Source organism: Cellulosimicrobium marinum (genome assembly GCF_020551945.1).
Classification (GTDB): domain Bacteria; phylum Actinomycetota; class Actinomycetes; order Actinomycetales; family Cellulomonadaceae; genus Cellulosimicrobium; species Cellulosimicrobium marinum.
The window spans coordinates 164,777-182,702 of record NZ_JAJBZH010000006.1; the positions used below are offsets into that span (position 1 = coordinate 164,777).

Annotated in this window: 17 protein-coding genes; all 17 read left to right on the forward strand. The window is 75.0% G+C overall.

What is annotated here, in order from left to right; all coding sequences use genetic code 11:
* The first annotated feature begins 3 nt into the window (after nt 1–3).
* The 17 genes from LGQ04_RS14625 (at nt 4) to LGQ04_RS14705 (ending at nt 17,658) form a co-directional block, all read left to right on the forward strand.
* Nucleotides 4–1,674 carry a UDP-N-acetylmuramoyl-L-alanyl-D-glutamate--2,6-diaminopimelate ligase gene (locus tag LGQ04_RS14625; protein WP_229244668.1) on the forward strand — a complete coding sequence of 557 codons (1,671 nt, stop codon included), beginning with the start codon at nt 4–6 and terminating at the stop codon, nt 1,672–1,674.
* Nucleotides 1,671–3,077: a UDP-N-acetylmuramoyl-tripeptide--D-alanyl-D-alanine ligase gene (locus tag LGQ04_RS14630; RefSeq protein WP_229244669.1), complete on the forward strand. Its 1,407-nt coding sequence runs from the start codon at nt 1,671–1,673 to the stop codon at nt 3,075–3,077. The genes LGQ04_RS14625 and LGQ04_RS14630 overlap by 4 nt, the downstream gene beginning before the upstream one ends.
* Nucleotides 3,074–4,156, forward strand: coding sequence for a phospho-N-acetylmuramoyl-pentapeptide-transferase (gene mraY / locus LGQ04_RS14635; RefSeq protein ID WP_229244670.1), 1,083 nt, complete (start codon nt 3,074–3,076; stop codon nt 4,154–4,156). Before LGQ04_RS14630 ends, mraY begins: the two co-directional genes overlap by 4 nt.
* Complete coding sequence (murD, locus tag LGQ04_RS14640; protein ID WP_229244671.1) at nt 4,156–5,604, forward strand: UDP-N-acetylmuramoyl-L-alanine--D-glutamate ligase; 1,449 nt, start codon at nt 4,156–4,158, stop codon at nt 5,602–5,604. Before mraY ends, murD begins: the two co-directional genes overlap by 1 nt.
* Before the next feature lie 3 nt (nt 5,605–5,607).
* Nucleotides 5,608–6,879 (forward strand): putative lipid II flippase FtsW, encoded by a 1,272-nt coding sequence (gene ftsW / locus LGQ04_RS14645; protein ID WP_229244672.1) that lies wholly within the window; start codon nt 5,608–5,610, stop codon nt 6,877–6,879.
* A 93-nt stretch (nt 6,880–6,972) separates the two neighbouring features.
* Entirely contained in the window at nt 6,973–8,109 is a 1,137-nt protein-coding gene (gene murG, locus LGQ04_RS14650; protein WP_229244673.1) for an undecaprenyldiphospho-muramoylpentapeptide beta-N-acetylglucosaminyltransferase, read from the forward strand.
* A 71-nt stretch (nt 8,110–8,180) separates the two neighbouring features.
* Entirely contained in the window at nt 8,181–9,551 is a 1,371-nt protein-coding gene (gene murC / locus LGQ04_RS14655) for a UDP-N-acetylmuramate--L-alanine ligase (RefSeq protein ID WP_267494978.1), read from the forward strand.
* A 272-nt stretch (nt 9,552–9,823) separates the two neighbouring features.
* Nucleotides 9,824–10,606 (forward strand): cell division protein FtsQ/DivIB, encoded by a 783-nt coding sequence (locus LGQ04_RS14660; protein ID WP_229244675.1) that lies wholly within the window; start codon nt 9,824–9,826, stop codon nt 10,604–10,606.
* 188 nt (nt 10,607–10,794) lie between these two features.
* The gene (ftsZ, locus tag LGQ04_RS14665) at nt 10,795–12,141 is read left to right on the forward strand and encodes a cell division protein FtsZ (RefSeq protein WP_229244676.1); all 1,347 of its coding nucleotides are present in this window, start codon (nt 10,795–10,797) and stop codon (nt 12,139–12,141) included.
* Entirely contained in the window at nt 12,138–12,929 is a 792-nt protein-coding gene (locus tag LGQ04_RS14670) for a purine nucleoside phosphorylase YfiH/LACC1 family protein (protein ID WP_229244677.1), read from the forward strand. Before ftsZ ends, LGQ04_RS14670 begins: the two co-directional genes overlap by 4 nt.
* Before the next feature lie 130 nt (nt 12,930–13,059).
* On the forward strand, nt 13,060–13,542 hold the full coding sequence (locus tag LGQ04_RS14675; RefSeq protein ID WP_229244678.1) for a cell division protein SepF: 483 nt from the start codon (nt 13,060–13,062) through the stop codon (nt 13,540–13,542).
* A 162-nt stretch (nt 13,543–13,704) separates the two neighbouring features.
* On the forward strand, nt 13,705–13,989 hold the full coding sequence (locus LGQ04_RS14680; protein ID WP_229244741.1) for a YggT family protein: 285 nt from the start codon (nt 13,705–13,707) through the stop codon (nt 13,987–13,989).
* 254 nt (nt 13,990–14,243) lie between these two features.
* Nucleotides 14,244–14,909 (forward strand): DivIVA domain-containing protein, encoded by a 666-nt coding sequence (locus tag LGQ04_RS14685; RefSeq protein ID WP_229244679.1) that lies wholly within the window; start codon nt 14,244–14,246, stop codon nt 14,907–14,909.
* Nucleotides 14,910–15,044: 135 nt separating this feature from the next.
* On the forward strand, nt 15,045–15,506 hold the full coding sequence (locus LGQ04_RS14690) for a TraR/DksA family transcriptional regulator (protein WP_229244680.1): 462 nt from the start codon (nt 15,045–15,047) through the stop codon (nt 15,504–15,506).
* Nucleotides 15,507–15,566: 60 nt separating this feature from the next.
* On the forward strand, nt 15,567–16,199 hold the full coding sequence (locus LGQ04_RS14695) for a signal peptidase II (RefSeq protein ID WP_229244681.1): 633 nt from the start codon (nt 15,567–15,569) through the stop codon (nt 16,197–16,199).
* Nucleotides 16,196–17,128 carry an RluA family pseudouridine synthase gene (locus LGQ04_RS14700; protein WP_229244682.1) on the forward strand — a complete coding sequence of 311 codons (933 nt, stop codon included), beginning with the start codon at nt 16,196–16,198 and terminating at the stop codon, nt 17,126–17,128. The genes LGQ04_RS14695 and LGQ04_RS14700 overlap by 4 nt, the downstream gene beginning before the upstream one ends.
* Before the next feature lie 59 nt (nt 17,129–17,187).
* Nucleotides 17,188–17,658, forward strand: a complete 471-nt coding sequence (locus LGQ04_RS14705) for a GNAT family N-acetyltransferase (protein ID WP_229244683.1) — start codon at nt 17,188–17,190, stop codon at nt 17,656–17,658.
* Nucleotides 17,659–17,926 lie beyond the last annotated feature (268 nt).

A 17,926-nucleotide genomic window follows, 5' to 3' on the forward strand; every position in this document is an offset into this window, starting at 1 on the left:
CACGTGACAACCCCGATCGACCGCATTCGTCCCGCCGTGTCCGCACCCCGCACGGTCGGCGACGCGGCGGCCCGGTTCGGGCTCGCGCCCGTCCGGGGGACGGGCTCCGGCGCGGACCTGCGCGAGGTCGAGGTCTCGTCCGTGGCGTCGGACGACCGGACGGTCGCCGAGGGTGACCTCTTCGTGGCCCTGCCCGGCGCGCGCGCGCACGGCGCGACGTTCGCGGCGCGTGCGGTCGAGCGCGGCGCGCGCGCCGTCCTCACCGACGCGGAGGGCTCCCGGCTCCTCGACGGCTGCCCGGTCCCCGTCCTGGTCGCCGACGACCCGCGCGCCCTCCTGGGGCCGCTCGCCGCCTGGGTCTACCACCAGCCCGCCGAGCGCCTGGCGACCTTCGGCGTCACGGGGACCAACGGGAAGACGACGACGACCTACCTGCTCGACCACGCGCTGCGCTCCCTCGGGTGGACGGGCGGCCTCATCGGGACGGTCGAGATGCGTTCGGGCGACCGCGTGCTGCCGAGCCGACTCACGACCCCCGAGGCGGCCGACCTGCAGGCCCTGCTCGCCGCGATGCGCGAGGACGGGGTGCACACGCTCGCGATGGAGGTCTCGTCGCACGCCCTCGCGCTGCACCGCGTCGACGGGCTCGTGTTCGACGTCGTGGGGTTCACCAACCTCAGCCAGGACCACCTCGACTTCCACGGCGACCTGCACGCGTACTTCGACGCCAAGGCGCAGCTCTTCACGCCGGCGCACGCCCGGCGCGGGGTCGTCGTGGTCGACGACCCGTGGGGCGAGCGGATGGTCGAGGCGGCCCGCGTCCCGGTCGCGACGCTGCGGGTGCGCCCCGACGTCGCGGGAGACCCGGCCGGCGCCCGGCCGGAGGCCGACTGGACGGTGACGGACACGGACGTCGCACCCGACGGCGGGACCGGCTTCGTGGTCCGCCACCGTGACGGGCGGTCCGTGCGGACCGCGACCGCGCTCCCGGGCCCCTTCAACCTGGCCAACGCCGCCCTGGCGGTCGTCATGGTGCTCGAGGGCGGCACCGACCCGCGCGACCTCGAGGCGTCGCTCGCCGCCACGGGCGGCCTCGCGCCCGCCGTGCCGGGTCGCATGGAGGTCGTCTCCGAGCCGCCGCACGCCCCCCGCGTGGTCGTGGACTTCGCCCACAACCCCGACGCCCTCGCCCTCGCGCTCGACGCGCTGCGCCCGACGACGCCCGGCCGGCTCGTCGTCGTGTTCGGCGCCACCGGGGACCGGGACCGTGGCAAGCGCCCCACGATGGGTGCCGTCGCGGTCGACGGTGCCGACGTCGTCGTCGTGACGGACGACGACCCGCACGGCGAGGACCCCGCGGCCATCCGCGCCGAGGTGCTCCCCGGCGCGCTGGCCGCGCGCGACGCCGCCGCCGCCGGGCCCGAGGCGCGGGACGTCGTCGTCCGGGAGGTCGCGCCGCGCGCCCGCGCCATCCACGAGGCCGTCGCCGCCGCCGGTCCGCTCGACACGGTCCTCGTCGCCGGTCGCGGGCACGAGGTGTGGCAGGAGATCGCCGGCGTCGACCACCCGCTCGACGACCGGGTCGAGGCGCGCGCAGCGCTCGCGGCCCGCGGAGCACCCCAGGACACGCAGGCGGGCACGCCCGCGCACGACGAGAAGGAGCACCACGCATGATCGACCTCACGGCGGCCGAGGTCGCCGCGGCGACCGGGGGACGGCTGCACGCCGACCCGGACGTGCGGGTGACCGGGCCGGTGGTCGTCGACTCCCGGCGCGTCGAGCCCGGTGCGCTGTTCGTCGCGCTGCCCGGCGAGCACGTCGACGGGCACGACTTCGCGCCCGCCGCGGTCGCCGACGGCGCGACCCTGGTCCTCGCGGCCCGCGAGCTGGACCAGCCGTGCGTCGTCGTCGACGACGTGCAGGCGGCGCTCGGCGATCTCGCGCGCCACGTCCTGGCGACGCTGCGGGCGCGGGGCCCGCTGCGCGTGGTCGGCGTCACCGGGTCGGTCGGCAAGACGACGACGAAGGACCTCCTCGGTCAGCTGCTGCGGCCCGAGGGGCCGACGGTCGTGCCCCGCGGGTCGTTCAACAACGAGATCGGGCTGCCCCTCACCGTCCTCGAGGCGGACGAGGACACCCGGTTCCTCGTCCTGGAGATGGGGGCGAGCGGCGTCGGGCACCTGGCCTACCTGACCCGGCTCGCACCGCCGGACGTGTCCGTGGTCCTCGTCGTGGGCAGCGCGCACCTCGGCGAGTTCGGCGGGATCGAGGCGGTCGCCCGCGCGAAGGCGGAGATCGTCGAAGGACTCGCGCCCGGCGGGACGGCCGTCCTCAACGCCGACGACCTGCGGGTCACCGCGATGGCGGACGTCGCGCCCGGGGACGTCGTGCGCTTCGGCACGATCCCGAGCGCGGACGTGCGGGCCGAGGACCTGAGGATCGACCGCGCCGGTCGTGCGTCGTTCGTCCTGCGGGTGCGCGACGGCGGGCAGGAGAGCGGCGTGCCGGTGACGCTCGGGCTCGTGGGGGAGCACCACGTGACGAACGCCCTCGCCGCGGCCACGGCCGCGCTGCGCCTGGGCGTCCGCCCGCAGGACGTGGCCGCCCGCCTGTCGGACGCGCGCGCGCTCAGCCCGCACCGGATGCAGGTGACGGACCGCGCCGACGGCATCACGGTGATCGACGACTCCTACAACGCGAACCCGGACTCGATGCGGGCCGCGCTCAAGGCCCTGGCCGTCGTCGCGGGCCGCGACCGCCGGTCGGTCGCCGTGCTCGGCGAGATGCTGGAGCTCGGTGACGACTCGCGCGTCGCGCACGACGACATCGGTCGGCTCGTGGTCCGATTGAACGTCAAGCTGCTCGTCGTGGTGGGCGAGGGGGCCGTCGGCATCCACGACGGCGCGACCCAGGAGGGCTCCTGGGGCGAGGAGACCCGGTTCGTGCCCGACGTGGAGGCCGCTGCCGCGCTGCTGCGCGACGAGCTGCGGGAAGGGGACGTGGTGCTGGTGAAGGCCTCCAACGGGTCCGGGCTCTGGCGTCTCGGCGACGAGCTCGCCGCAGGGGGCGCCGCGTGATCGCCGTCCTCGTCGCCGCCGGCGTCTCGCTGCTCGTCGCCCTCTTCGGCACGCCCCTGTTCATCCGGTTCCTCGTGCACCGCAACTACGGTCAGTTCGTCCGGCAGGACGGGCCCACCGCGCACTTCACGAAGCGCGGCACGCCGACCATGGGCGGCGTGGTCATCATCGGCGCCACGCTCGTGGGCTGGGCGATGTCCTACGTGGTGTCGGGCCGCTTCCCGAGCGTCTCCGCGCTGCTCGTCCTGTTCCTCATGACCGGGCTGGGCCTCGTCGGGTTCCTCGACGACTTCACGAAGATCCGCAAGCAGCGCAGCCTCGGGCTGACGGCGCGGGCCAAGATCGTCGGTCAGGGCGCCGTGGGCATCACGTTCGCGATCCTCGCGCTCCAGTTCCCCAACGAGCACGGGCGGACGCCGGCCTCGACCCGCATCTCGTTCCTGCGGGACACGAACCTCGACCTCGCGTTCGCGGGGGTCACGGTCGGGCTGATCCTCTTCGTCATCTGGGCGAACTTCCTCATCACCGCGTGGTCGAACGCCGTGAACCTCACCGACGGCCTCGACGGCCTCGCGACCGGCGTCTCCCTCGTCGTGTTCGGCGCCTACATCCTCGTGGGGATCTGGCAGCTCAACCAGACGTGCCAGCGGATCGCGTCGGCGGGGCCGAGCTGCTACGAGGTGCGCGACCCGCAGGACCTCGCGATCGTCGCGGCCGCGATCATGGGCGCGTGCTTCGGCTTCCTGTGGTGGAATGCCAGCCCCGCCAAGATCTTCATGGGCGACACGGGCTCCCTCGCCCTCGGCGGCGCGCTCGCCGGCCTGTCGATCCTGTCCCGCACGGAGATCCTCGCCGCGATCATCGGCGGCCTCTTCGTCATCATCGTCATGTCGGACATCATCCAGATCGGCTTCTTCAAGATGACGGGGCGGCGCGTGTTCAAGATGGCGCCGCTGCACCACCACTTCGAGCTGTCGGGCTGGGGAGAGGTGACGATCGTCATCCGGTTCTGGCTCATCGCCGGCCTGTTCGCGGCGCTCGGCATGGGGATCTTCTACGCCGAGTGGGTGGTCGGGTAGTGGCGCGCGACCGCCACGACCTCGCCGAACCGCTCGGGGACGCCCGCGTCGTCGTCGCCGGGCTCGGCGTCTCGGGCCGGGCCGCGGCGTCGGCCCTGCGCCCCCGCGCGGCGGACGTCGTCACGCTCGACGACCGCGCGGACGACGCGGACGTGCGCGACGCCGCCCAGGTGGACCTCGACGCGACCGACCTCGTCGTCGTCTCCCCGGGGTGGGCCCCGAGCCACCCCCTCCTCGTCGCCGCGGCGGAGCGCGGCGTGCCCGTGTGGAGCGAGGTCGAGCTCGCGTGGCGGCTGCGCGTCGCCGGTCCCACGGGCGCCACGGCGCCGTGGCTGGCCGTCACCGGCACCAACGGCAAGACGACGACCGTCGAGATGCTCGACACGATCCTGCGCACCGCGGGCCTGCGCGCGGCGGCCGTCGGGAACGTCGGCACGCCCGTCGTCGAGGCGGCGCTCGACCCGTCGCTGGAGGTCCTCGCGGTCGAGCTGTCGAGCTTCCAGCTCCACTTCACGCACACGACGTCACCCGAGGCAGGAGCGGTGCTCAACGTCGCCCCCGACCACCTCGACTGGCACGGCGGCATCGACGCCTACGCGGCCGACAAGGGCCGGGTCTTCGAGGACGCCCGGATCGCGTGCGTCTACAACACGGCGGACCCGCGCACCCGCGCGCTCGTCGAGGACGCCGACGTCGTGGAGGGCGCGCGCGCCGTCGGGTTCACCCTCGGCGCGCCGGGGCGAGGCGAGCTCGGCGTGATCGAGGGCGTGCTCGTCGACCGGGCCTTCCACGCGCCGTCGGACGCCCGGGACCGGCACACGTGGGCGGCGGAGCTCGCGACGCTCGACGACCTCGGGCACCTCGCCGGAGCGGACGGCCGCGTCCCGTCGCACGTCGTCGCGAACGCGCTCGCGGCCGCGGCGCTCGCCCGCGCCCACGGCGTGGCACCCGCCGCCGTCCGCGACGGGCTGCGGGCGTTCCGCACGGGGTCGCACCGGATCGAGCAGGTCGCCGTCGTGGACGGCGCCGCGTACGTCGACGACTCGAAGGCGACGAACGCGCACGCCGCGTCGGCCTCCCTCGCCGCCTTCGCGCCCGGCACGGTCGTGTGGGTCGCCGGCGGCCTCGCCAAGGGCGCCTCGTTCGACGACCTCGTGGCCGCACGGTCCGACCGGCTGCGCGCCGTCGTGCTCATCGGGGTCGACGCCGAGCCCTTCGCCGGGGCGCTCGCCCGACACGCGCCCGATATCCCGGTGGTGCGCGTCGACCCTGGCGACACTGGGACGGTGATGACCCGCGCCGTCGACTCCGCCCGCCGCCTCGCCCGGCCCGGCGACACGGTGCTGCTCGCGCCCGCGGGGGCGTCGATGGACCAGTTCCGCTCCTACGCCGCGCGCGGCGAGGCGTTCGCCGAGGCCGCCCGGGCCCTGCGGTCCGGGGACGGGTAGCCCATGACGCAGACGGCGAGCGGACGCGGCACCCCCCGGACGGTGGGCGACCGCGCGGCCCGCGACCGACCGTGGCTGGGCCAGTGGGACAGCTCGGTCACGAGCTACTACCTCCTCGTGGGGGCGACGACGCTGCTCGTGGTGATCGGCATCGTCATGGTGTTCTCCAGCTCCGCGGTCACCCAGATCGCCGCAGGCAACTCCCCGTTCGACGTCCTGCTCGAGCAGGGCCAGTTCGTCCTCATCGGCCTGCCCGCGCTGCTGGTGGCCGCCCGGCTGCCCGTGCGCTGGTACAAGGCGCTCGCGTGGCCCCTGCTCGCCGTCTCCGTCGGTCTGCTCGTCGCGGTGCTCTTCGTCGGCGCGAGCCGGGGCGGCAACACCGGGTGGATCGACCTCGGTGTCTTCTCCTTCCAGCCGTCCGAGATCGCGAAGCTCGCCCTCGCGCTGTGGCTCGCGCTCGTGCTGGGACGCAAGCAGCACCTCCTGGGCCGGTGGTCCCACGTCGTCGTCCCGGCCGTGCCGGGTGCCGTCCTCGTCGTGGGCCTCGTCCTCGCCGGCCACGACCTCGGCACGGCCCTCGTCATCATGCTCCTCGTCGCGGGCGCGCTCTTCGTCTCCGGGGCGAGCACCCGGCTGCTCGCGCTCGGCGCCGCAGCCGCGGCGTTCGTCGTGGGCTACGCGTTCATCCTCAACCAGACGGGCGGCGACCGGCTCGGTCGCATCATGGCGACCTACGGCGAGTGCACCGACGTGCAGGGGGAGTGCTACCAGCCGTTGCACGGCATGTGGGCGCTCGGGACGGGTGGTCTGACGGGTGTCGGCCTGGGGGCCAGCCGCGAGAAGTGGAGCTACCTGCCCGAGGCGCACAACGACTACATCTTCGCCGTGATCGGGGAGGAGCTCGGCCTCCTCGGGACCCTGCTCGTGCTCGGTCTCTTCGTCGTGCTCGGGGTCGCGATGAGCCGCATCGTGCGCCGCCACCCCGACCCGTTCGTCAAGATCGCGACGGCGGCGATCGCGTGCTGGGTCGTCGGTCAGGCGTTCATCAACATCGGCGTCGTCATCGGGCTGCTCCCGGTGATCGGCGTCCCCCTGCCGCTCGTGTCCGCGGGTGGCACGGCCCTCATCATGACGATGGCCGCGCTCGGCGTGGTCATCTCGTTCGCCCGGACGGAGCCCGGGGCGGCCGAGGCGCTCGCCGCACGCGGCAGCGTCGTGCGCCGGTCGCTCGCGGTCGTCGGGCGGGCGGCCAGACCGCGCCGGCGCACGACCTGAGCGGGCGACACCTCGCCCCGGCCCACGACCGGGCCCCCTGACCAGGACCACGACAGCACGCGGCGATGCCGCACAGGAAGGACGACGAGCTACGTGACGACGATCGGATCGGTGGTGCTCGCGGGCGGCGGGACGGCGGGGCACGTGAACCCGCTCCTCGCGGTGGCGGACGAGCTGCGGGCGCGCGAGCCGGGCCTGGTGGTGACCGCGCTGGGCGTCGCGGGCGGGCTCGAGGACGACCTGGTGCCCGCGCGCGGCTACCCGCTGCGCCACGTGCCCCGGGTGCCGCTGCCGCGGCGCCCCAGCGCCGAGTGGATCAACCTGCCCGGCCGCTTCAAGGCCGCCGTCGACGCCGCGGGCGCGGCGATCGACGAGACCCGTGCCCGCGCCGTCGTCGGGTTCGGCGGCTACGTGTCCACGCCGGCCTACGTCGCGGCGCACCGCCGCGGCGTCCCGGTGGTCGTGCACGAGCAGAACGCCCGTCCGGGCCTGGCCAACCGCGCGGGCGCGCGCTGGGCGTCACGGGTGGGCGTGACCTTCCCCGGGACCCCGCTCAAGGGCGGCGTGGTCACGGGGCTGCCGCTGCGCAGCGAGATCGCCGACCTCGTCGCGGCCCGCGCCGCCGACCCCGCGGGCGTCCGCGCACGTGCGGCGTCCGCGCTCGGCCTCGACCCCGCCGTGCGCACGCTCCTCGTCACCGGCGGGTCGCTCGGGGCGCAGAGCCTCAACACGGCGGTGTCGGGCGCGGCGGCCGACCTGCTCGGGTCCGGTGCACAGGTGCTCCACCTCACCGGGAAGGGCAAGGACGGGCCCGTGCGCGACGCGGTCGCGTCCGCGGGCGGGAACGGTGCCCGCTACGAGGTCCTCGAGTACCTCCCCGAGATGCAGCTCGGGCTCGCCGTCGCCGACCTGGTCGTGTGCCGGGCCGGTGCCGGGACGGTCGGCGAGCTCGCGGCGCTGGGCATCCCGGCCGTGTACGTCCCGCTGCCCATCGGCAACGGGGAGCAGCGTCTCAACGCCGCACCGGTCGTCGACGCGGGCGGCGGGCTCCTCGTGGACGACGCCGCGCTCGACGCCGGGTGGGTGGCGCACCACGTCCCCGCCCTCCTCCAGGACGCCTCCCGGCTCGGGGCGATGGCCGACGCGGCCGGTGCCGCGGGGGTCCGCGACGGGGCTGCGCGGGTCGCCGACCTCGTCGCGCAGGCCGTCGCCGAGAGCGACCGGTCGTGAGCAGGCCGTCCGACGTCCCGCGCCTCGCGGACCTCGGGACCGTGCACCTCGTCGGCGTCGGCGGGGCCGGGATGTCGGTCGTCGCGCGGCTGCTCGTCGCGCGTGGGCTGGACGTCCAGGGCTCCGACGCCCGGGACGGCGAGACCCTCGCAGCGCTGCGCGCCGACGGCGTGCGCACCTGGGTGGGGCACGACGCCGCGCACGTCACCGGGGCGGACACGCTCGTCGTGTCGAGCGCGGTCCGCGCGTCGAACCCCGAGCTCGCGGAGGCGCGCTCGCGGGGACTGCGCGTCCTGCACCGGTCGCAGGCGCTCGCGGCGCTCATGGCGGACGGGCGTGCCGTCGCGGTCGCCGGGGCGCACGGCAAGACGACGACGTCGGCCATGATCGCGACGACGCTACGGGGTACGGGGCAGGACCCGTCGTTCGCGGTGGGCGGGACCGTGCTCACCGCCGCAGGCCCGGTCCCGGGCGGGCACCTCGGGAGCGGCGACGTGCTCGTCGCCGAGGCCGACGAGTCGGACGGGTCGTTCCTCAACTACGCGCCCGACGTCGCGGTCGTGACCAACGTCGAGCCCGACCACCTGGACCACTACGGGTCCCGTGAGGCGTTCGAGCAGGCGTTCGTCGACTTCGCCGCCCGGATCCGCCCGGGCGGGACGCTCGTCGCGTGCGCCGACGACCCCGGGTCCCGCGCCCTGGCGGCCGCCCACGTCGCGGCGGGCGGCGCCGTCGTCACCTACGGGACGTCCGCGGACGCCGACGTCCGGGTGGCCGACGTCGAGGCCGTCGGGGCCGACGGCGCGCGCGGGGGCGTGCGTGCCGTGCTCTCGGGTGCGGTCGGGGGCGTGGGGCTCGGGACCGTCGAGCTCGTCCTGCGCGTCCCCGGGGCCCACAACGCGCTCAACGCGACGGCCGCGGTGGTCACCGCCGTGCTGCTCGGCGTCGACCCGGCGGCTGCCGCGTCCGCCGCTCACGACTTCCTCGGCACCGGGCGCCGGTTCGAGCCGCGCGGAGAGGCGGGCGGGGTGCGGGTGGTCGACGACTACGCCCACCACCCGACGGAGATCGCCGCGCTCCTCGCGGCGGCGCGCCCGGTCGCGGGCGACGGGCGCGTCCTCGTGCTCTTCCAGCCGCACCTGTACTCGCGGACCCGGGCGTTCGCGCGCGAGTTCGCGGACGCCCTCGGGGCGGCGGACCGTGTGGTGGTCACGGGCGTGTACGCGGCACGCGAGGACCTCGACCCGGAGGTGGACGCCCGCACGATCGCCGACCTCGTCCGGCCCGGGGTCGCGGACGCGGTCGAGGACCGGCTCGCCGCGGCGCGCCACGTCACAGGTCTGGCACGGCCCGGCGACCTCGTGCTCACCGTCGGGGCCGGCGACGTGACGGAGCTCGGGCCCGTGATCCTCGACACGCTCGCCGGGTCGGACGTGCGCTGATGCGGCCGCCGCCCCGTCCCCGCCCGCCCCGCCCTCCGCGCGCGACGCCCGGCGTGTCCTCGGGCGCGCCCGTGGCCGGTACCCGTGGCCCGTCCGACGCCGGCCCGGCGGCGCATGGCGGTCAGGGACGGGACGCGACGGGAGAGGGCGGTGCGCCGCGCACGGGGGCGGTCCCGCGCGCGACGGCGTCGACGGACGTCGTGACGACGTCGGTCCCGCGCGTCGCTCCCACGCGGAAGGCGGCCCCCGGGCGGACGGGCACGGTCCCGCGAGTGACTGCACGGACCACCGGTGCGGTGCCGCGGCCGGCCGACGGCGGCGTGGTCTCGCACGGGATGGCCCGGCGCCTCGCCGAGCGCGACGCCATGCGGCGCCACCGCGCGCTGCGGCTCGTCGCCTGGTGGACCGCCGGGGTTGTCGTCATGGCCGGTCTGGTGTGGGTGGCCTTCTTCTCCCCGGTGCTCGGCCTGCGGACGCAGGACGTGACGATCAGCGGGGAGGGCACGGTCGTCGACCCGGTGCAGGTTGCCGCCCTCGTGGCGGCGGAGGAGGGCACGCCGCTGCCGCGCCTGGACACCGTGGCGCTGCGCGACGAGGTCCTCGCGCTCAACGGCGTCCGGGACGTGGAGATCCGGCGCACGTGGCCCCACGGGCTGGACGTGCGGCTGGAGTCGCGCGAGCCGGTCGCGGCGGTGCCCGTCGACGACGGGTTCGCGCTCCTCGACGCGGACGGCGTACGGGTCCGCACGGACCCGGCGGTGCCCGACGAGCTCCCCGAGGTGGAGGTGCCGCTCGACGACGTGGACGCGCTCGACGCCGCGCTCGTGCTGCTCAACGCGCTGCCCCCGGACCTCGGGGCCGAGGTCGCCGAGGTGTCGGCGGAGACGCGGGACGCGGTGGTGATGCGCCTGCGCGACGGGGCGACGGTGGAGTGGGGGAGCGCGGAGGACGCGGCGCTCAAGGTGCGGGTGCTGGAGACGCTGCGGAGCGTGCCCGAGAACGCGGAGGCGACGGTCTTCGACGTCTCGGCGCCCACGCTGCCGGTGACGCGGTAGCGGGCGTGGTGCGCCGGACCGGGACCGGACCGGAGAACCGGCGCGAGCACGATCGCCGACACGCGCGGGCGGGTCGTTGATGAAGGGAATGTCGGCCCCTACCGTCGACACATGGCACCACCTGACATAACTCTAACCCTCTAGTTGAGGGTGAAGGTTCAGGGTCTGACAGATCGAGAGGCATCGACGTGGCAACTCCGCAGAACTACCTGGCCGTGATCAAGGTGGTCGGCATCGGCGGCGGTGGCGTGAACGCCGTCAACCGGATGATCGAGGTCGGCCTCAAGGGCGTCGAGTTCATCGCCATCAACACCGACGCGCAGGCCCTGCTGATGTCGGACGCCGACGTCAAGCTCGACGTCGGCCGCGAGCTGACGCGCGGGCTCGGGGCGGGCGCCGACCCGGAGGTGGGCAAGAAGGCCGCCGAGGACCACGCCGAGGAGATCGAGGACGTCCTGCGGGGCGCCGACATGGTCTTCGTCACGGCGGGCGAGGGCGGTGGCACGGGCACCGGCGGCGCGCCCGTCGTCGCCCGGATCGCGCGGTCGCTCGGCGCGCTGACCGTCGGTGTCGTCACCCGTCCGTTCACGTTCGAGGGCCGCCGCCGCTCGGTCCAGGCGGACCAGGGCATCGAGAACCTGCGCAACGAGGTCGACACCCTCATCGTCATCCCCAACGACCGCCTCCTGTCGATGTCCGACCGCAACGTCAGCGCGCTGCAGGCCTTCCACCAGGCCGACCAGGTGCTGCTGTCCGGTGTGCAGGGCATCACGGACCTCATCACGACGCCCGGTCTCATCAACCTCGACTTCGCGGACGTGAAGTCCGTCATGCAGGGCGCCGGCAGCGCGCTCATGGGCATCGGGTCGGCGCGGGGCGAGGACCGTGCCGTGCAGGCCGCGGAGCTCGCGATCTCGTCGCCGCTCCTGGAGGCGAGCATCGACGGGGCCCACGGCGTGCTGCTGTCGATCCAGGGCGGCTCCGACCTGGGCCTCTTCGAGATCAACGAGGCCGCCCGCCTCGTCCACGAGGCCGCGCACACCGAGGCGAACATCATCTTCGGCGCAGTGATCGACGACGCGCTGGGCGACGAGGTCCGGGTGACCGTGATCGCGGCCGGCTTCGACGGCGGCGCGCCCCAGGTGCGTGCGGACGGCCGAGGTCTCGGCCAGGTCGCCGGGTCGCCGCAGCGGCCCGCCACGAGCGCCGTCCCGGTGGTTCCGGGCGCCCGCCCGGCCACGGTGCCGGGGGCGACCACGGGCGCGCACACCCTGCCCCGCCCGGTCGTGCCGATCGCGACCGACGGCGACGACGTCCCCGTGACGCTCGACGGCGGGAGCGGGCCCGTCCCCGTCCAGCCGCCCGCACCCGCGCCGACGTTCACGGTCGTCGGGTCCGAGCAGCCCGCCAACCACAACGCCGAGCCGGCCGCGGGCGGGCAGAACCCCGGCGTCGAGGTGCCCCCGCGCATCTACGACGAGGAGCCCGCGCGTCGCAAGGTCGAGGAGCTCGACGTGCCCGACTTCCTCAAGTGACGGCCCGGCCGGCGCCCGCCGAGGGCGCGGTCCTGCCCGTGCTCGAGGCGGACCTCGGTCCCGGCGTCCGCGCCGGGTTCACGACCCGCGCCGGAGGCGTGTCGCCGGTCCCGTGGGACAGCCTCGACCTCGGGCTGGGGGTCGGCGACGAGCCGGAGCGGGTGCGGCGCAACCGTGCGCGCGTGGCGCAGTGGCTGGGGCGGCGGGTCGCCTTCGCGACGCAGGTCCACGGGACGCGGGTGCACGTGGTCGACGCCGCGTGGCCGGCCGGGTCGGCCGACGTGCCGGACTCGGTGGGCGAGGCCGACGCCCTCGTCACCCGGGGCGGCGCCGGGCTGGGCGTGCTCGTCGCGGACTGCGTCCCGGTTCTGCTGGCGGATCCCGTCGCGCGGGTCGTGGCGGTGGCGCACGCCGGCCGCCGGGGTGTCGCCGACGGCGTGGTCGCGCACGTCCTCGACGCCCTGGTCTCCGTGGGGGCCGACCTCGGGCAGGTGCGGGCCGCCGTCGGCCCGTCGGCCTGCGGCCGGTGCTACGAGGTTCCCGCCCCGATGCGCGACGCCCTCGCCGCGTCGCGCCCGGCGGCGTGGTCGACGACGCGGTGGGGGACCGCGGCGCTCGACCTCCCCGCCGCCGTGGAGGCGGACCTGCGGGCGGGAGGTGTCCCCGTGGTCGAGCGGTCCGGCGCCTGCACCCTGGAGGACGCGCGCTTCTTCTCCCACCGCCGGGCCGTCCGGGAGGGCGCGACGACCGGCCGCTTCGCCGGGGTCGTCGCGCTCGACGCGGCCTGACGCGACCGGTCCCGGTTCACCCGGCCCGGGCGTGTCGCTCCCGACGCTCGCCGACCGCGCGGTTTAGCGTGGATCCACTGGTCCGACGACCGGTGTCCGACGGTGACGAGTGAGGACGGAGCCAAGGCCCATGGCGGGAGCGCTGCGCAAGACCATGCTGTATCTGGGCCTCGCGGACGATCGTGGCGAGGTCGAGCAGGACGAGTACGTCGAGGACTACGACGAGACGGGGGCGGACGTGCCGCAGGACTACCAGGCCCAGGTGACCCCGCTGCACCGCGCGCTCGGTCCGCGCGAGGTGCCGCAGACCACCATGTCGGCCGCGGAGCTGCGGCGGATCACGACGGTGCACCCGCGCTCGTACAACGACGCGCGCGTGATCGGCGAGGCGTTCCGGGGCGGCACCCCGGTCATCATGAACCTCTCCGACATGGACGACGCGGACGCGAAGCGCCTCGTCGACTTCTCCGCCGGCCTGATCTTCGGGCTGCACGGGGCGATCGAGCGCGTCACCAACAAGGTCTTCCTCCTGTCCCCGGAGCACGTGGAGGTCACGGGCGAGGAGCAGGCGGCCCCGGCGGAGACGCGCGCGGGGTTCTACAACCAGAGCTGACTCCCCGCCCACGGCGCCCACCTCCGCCCGTGCACCCCTCACCGGGTGCGCGGGCGGAGGCGTTCGTGCCCGTCGCCCGCCCGCCGCCCGTCCGGAGTCCGTGAGAGCGTGTCGCGGCGGTCCTCGAGGCCCGCCGCGTCTGGCACAGTTGTCCCCGTGATCCTGGACCTCGTCACCGGCATCCTCGCGTTCGTCCTGTGGCTCTACCTGCTGCTGCTCATCGGTCGCCTCGTCTTCGACTGGGTGCAGGTGTTCGCCCGCGACTGGCGACCCAAGGGGATCGTCCTCGTGCTGGCCGAGGTGATCTACACCGCGACCGACCCACCCCTGCGGCTCCTGCGCCGGGTGATCCCGCCGCTCAACCTCGGGCAGATCCGCCTCGACCTCGGCTTCGTCGTGCTGTTCCTCGCGGTGACGATCGCCCTCCAGGTCGTGCAGAGCATCTGAGCGCACGCTGAGACGCACGTCACCGGCGTCGAGGCGTGTCGCCGGGCGCGCCCGGTTCGTCCGGGTCGGGGCGTCCGACCTGCACGGTATCTCCGCGTGTCCTCCCCGATCCCCGCGGTCAGGGCGGGCAGGGTCGTCGCTCGCGGCGCGCTCGTGCGCCCCGCTCCCGCCCCTGCGGGGCAATCTCCGCTACTTTGGACTCTGGTGATCGCGAGGTCGCCCGGACCGACACGCAGAAGCAACGAGGTGAACCGATGGCACTGCTCACTGCAGAAGACATCCTGAACAAGAAGTTCTCGGCGACGAAGTTCCGCGAAGGGTACGACGTCGAAGAGGTCGACGACTTCTTGGACGAGGTGGTGAGGACCCTCAACTCCGTCCAGGAGGAGAACGAGGACCTCAAGTCGAAGCTCGCCGCCGCGGAGCGTCGCGTCGCGGAGCTCAGCCGTGCCGACGCCTCCTCCGCCGCCGCGGTGCAGCCCGCCGTCGTCGACGCCCCGGCGGAGCCCGAGCCTGCACCCGCCGCGCCGATCTCGCAGGCCGTCGTGGCGAAGAACTCGGCAGAGCCCGAGTCTGCCACCGGGATGCTCCAGCTGGCCCAGAAGCTGCACGACGACTACGTGCGCTCCGGCCAGGAGGAGGGCGACCGCCTGATCGCCGAGGCGAAGGAGGAGGGCTCGCGGATCGTGAGCGAGGCCGAGGAGACGTCGCACCGCACGCTCTCCCAGCTGGAGCAGGAGCGGTCCCTCCTGGAGCGCAAGATCGACGAGCTGCGACTGTTCGAGCGCGACTACCGGACCCGCCTCAAGAGCTACCTGCAGAACCTCCTCGGCGAGGTGGACAACCGGGGCAGCGCGCTGCCGCCGCGCAGCAACGTCGCCGGTGCGGGCCGCACCAGCGACCTCGCGCCCGGTCTCTGACCTCTCGCGTCGACCGTCCGGCAGCGGCCGGTACGCCGACCCGCCCGCCCGAACGCCCTCCGGGGTGCGGCGTGGTGTGTTGTGCGTACCGGCCGCTGCGTCTACTCTCGCGGCACTCGATCCAGGAGGGGCGTCATGACCAAGCTCACCACCGCGGCCAGGTCGGCCGTGCGCGAACGGTTCCCGAACCTCACGAAGGACGTGAAGTCCTTCCCCGTGCGGGACGGGGAGGAGCCCTGGACGCTGCGTGAGGCGGAAGAGCTCGCCGCCGAGCTCCTCGAGGAGAAGGACCGCCTCGAGGGTGAGCTCGCCGCGGCCGACGAGGAGCTCTCGAACCTGCTCCGCCACTCGGGCGACGGCGCCGGCGACGACCAGGCCGACTCCGGGTCGAGCGCGCTCGAGCGTGAGCAGGAGCTCACCCTCGTGAACAACGTGCGCGACCTTCTCGCCCAGACGACGCACGCCCTCGACCGCATCGCCGCGGGGACGTACGCCACCTGCGAGGCGACCGGCCTGCCGATCGGCAAGGCGCGCCTCCAGGCGTTCCCGCGCGCCAACCTCTCGGTCGAGGCCAAGCAGCGCGAGGAGCGGCGCTGAACCACGCGGGACGGTCCCGCCGAGCCCGGCGGGCCTGAGCACGTGGCAGACTTGCGGCCGATGTCCACGTCCTCCCGCCCCGAACCGGTCGACCCCTCGACCCCGCCGTCGACCGCGCCCGCACCCGGGCACCCAGGCCCCCGACGGCGGCTCGTCGCCTGGACGGTCGGCCTCGCGGCGCTCGTGCTCGCCCTCGACCAGCTGACGAAGTGGTGGGCCGAGTCCACGCTCGCGCTCGGTGACGAGCCGATCCCGCTGCTGGGCTCCCTCCTCGGGCTGCGCCTGCTCTACAACCCGGGTGCCGCGCTCTCCATCGCCACCGGCATGACGTGGCTCCTCACCATCGTGGTGGTCGCCGTCGTCGTCGTGATCGTCCGCATGGTGGGTCGCATCGGCTCGCGCGGGTGGGCGGTCGCCCTCGGCCTCCTCCTCGGCGGCGCCGTCGGGAACCTGCTCGACCGGCTGTTCCGCGACCCCGGGTTCGCCCGCGGCCACGTCGTCGACTTCATCGACTACGCCGGCTTCTTCGTGGGCAACGTCGCGGACATCGCGATCGTCGCCGCCGCCGTGATGATCGCCGTGCTCTCGATCCTCGGGATCGCGCTCGACGGGACGCGCCACGGCACGACCGACGACGACGCCGTCCGCCCGGACGACGCGAACCGGACGGACGAGGCGAGGGACGGACGATGAGCCTGCGATCGCTCCCCGTCCCCGACGGGCTCGCCGGCGACCGCGTCGACGCCGGTCTGTCGCGCCTCCTCGGCCTCTCCCGAACGCGGGCCGCGGAGCTCGCCGGCGCCGGTGCGGTCCTCCTCGACGGTCGCCCCGTCGGCAAGTCCGACCGGCTCGTCGCCGGCGCGTGGCTCGAGGTGGACGTGCCCGACGCCGCGCCCCCCGCCGCCGAGGTGGTGCCCGAGCCCGTCCCCGGCATGGGCATCGTCCACGACGACGACGACCTCGTCGTCGTCGACAAGCCCGTCGGCGTCGCCGCCCACCCCTCGCCCGGATGGACGGGGCCGACCGTCGTCGGGGCACTGGCCGCCGCCGGCTACCGCATCTCGACGTCCGGCGCGGCCGAGCGGCAGGGGGTCGTGCACCGGCTCGACGTCGGGACGTCGGGCCTCATGGTGGTCGCGAAGAGCGAGCACGCCTACACGGCCCTCAAGCGCGCGTTCAAGGAACGCACGGTCGACAAGGTCTACCACGCCCTCGTGCAGGGGCACCCCGAGCCGACGACGGGGACCATCGACGCACCGATCGGCCGGCACCCGAGCGCCGACTGGAAGTTCGCCGTCACCGCGGACGGCAAGCCGTCGGTGACGCACTACGAGGTGCTCGAGATGCTGCCCGCGGCGTCCCTCGTGGAGGTGCACCTGGAGACCGGGCGCACCCACCAGATCCGTGTCCACTTCTCCGCCGTGCGCCATCCCTGCGTCGGAGACCTCACCTACGGCGCCGACCCGGTCCTCGCCTCGCGCGTCGCGCTCTCCCGCCAGTGGCTGCACGCCGTGCGCCTCGGGTTCGAGCACCCCGGGACCGGCCGGTGGCTCGAGGTCGAGAGCTACTATCCCGACGACCTGTCCCACGCGCTCGACGTCGTCCGGGCGGCCTACTCGTGACCGGTCCCCACGGCCCGGGCACACCCGAGACCTCACCTGCCGGAGGGCCGCCGCCGCTCATGGCGGAGCGCGTGCAGGACGCCGCGGGTCTCGCCGCCGCCCACGCGCTGCGGCTGGCGGTCTTCGTCGACGAGCAGCACGTGCCCGTCGAGGAGGAGATCGACGCGCTCGACACCGCCCCCACCACGACGCACGTGCTCGTGCGCGACGCCGGTGGCGCCGTCGTCGGGACGGGCCGCCTCCTCACCGACCCCGCGCACCCCGGCGAGGTCCACGTCGGCCGGGTCGCCGTCGCGGCGACCGCCCGGGGCACAGGGGCCGGCGCCGCGGTGATGCGCGCCCTGGAGGCGATCGCGCTCGCCGAGCACGCCGTGCCCGGCCCCGACGGTCGTCCGACGGTCCACGTCGAGCTGTCCGCCCAGGTCCAGGCGGTCGGCTTCTACGAACGCCTCGGCTATACCGTCTCCGGTCCCGTGTACCTCGACGCCGGCATCGACCACCGCGACGCCACGAAGACCCTCCAGGCGTGACGGCTTGACGGCTTGACGGCTTGACGGCCTGGCGTGGCGGTCGCCTCTGCGCGCGGGGCCGGGGCCGCGCTCGGGCCTACCCTCCGCGCCTCGTCCCTCGGCGCTCCCGCCAGGCCCGACCACGGCCCTTCGCACGGCCCCGACCCCGCGCGCTCGTCCTCGTCGCGCCTCTCCCGCCGGTCGGGACCTGGCCCTGTGAACGGCCCCGCGCGCTACGCACGCACGCCGCGCGGGATCTCCGTGCACCGTGAGCCGTGCACCGTGCACC

Bases quoted from the DNA above. Each gene is read 5' to 3' on its own strand.
- LGQ04_RS14675 (WP_229244678.1), top strand. From the start codon at position 13,060: ATGGCGGGAGCGCTGCGCAAGACCATGCTGTATCTGGGCCTCGCGGAC.
- LGQ04_RS14690 (WP_229244680.1), top strand. From the start codon at position 15,045: ATGACCAAGCTCACCACCGCGGCCAGGTCGGCCGTGCGCGAACGGTTC.
- LGQ04_RS14685 (WP_229244679.1), top strand. From the start codon at position 14,244: ATGGCACTGCTCACTGCAGAAGACATCCTGAACAAGAAGTTCTCGGCG.
- LGQ04_RS14630 (WP_229244669.1), top strand. From the start codon at position 1,671: ATGATCGACCTCACGGCGGCCGAGGTCGCCGCGGCGACCGGGGGACGG.
- LGQ04_RS14695 (WP_229244681.1), top strand. From the start codon at position 15,567: ATGTCCACGTCCTCCCGCCCCGAACCGGTCGACCCCTCGACCCCGCCG.
- murC (WP_267494978.1), top strand. From the start codon at position 8,181: ATGTCGGTCGTCGCGCGGCTGCTCGTCGCGCGTGGGCTGGACGTCCAG.
- ftsW (WP_229244672.1), top strand. From the start codon at position 5,608: ATGACGCAGACGGCGAGCGGACGCGGCACCCCCCGGACGGTGGGCGAC.
- LGQ04_RS14705 (WP_229244683.1), top strand. From the start codon at position 17,188: ATGGCGGAGCGCGTGCAGGACGCCGCGGGTCTCGCCGCCGCCCACGCG.
- LGQ04_RS14700 (WP_229244682.1), top strand. From the start codon at position 16,196: ATGAGCCTGCGATCGCTCCCCGTCCCCGACGGGCTCGCCGGCGACCGC.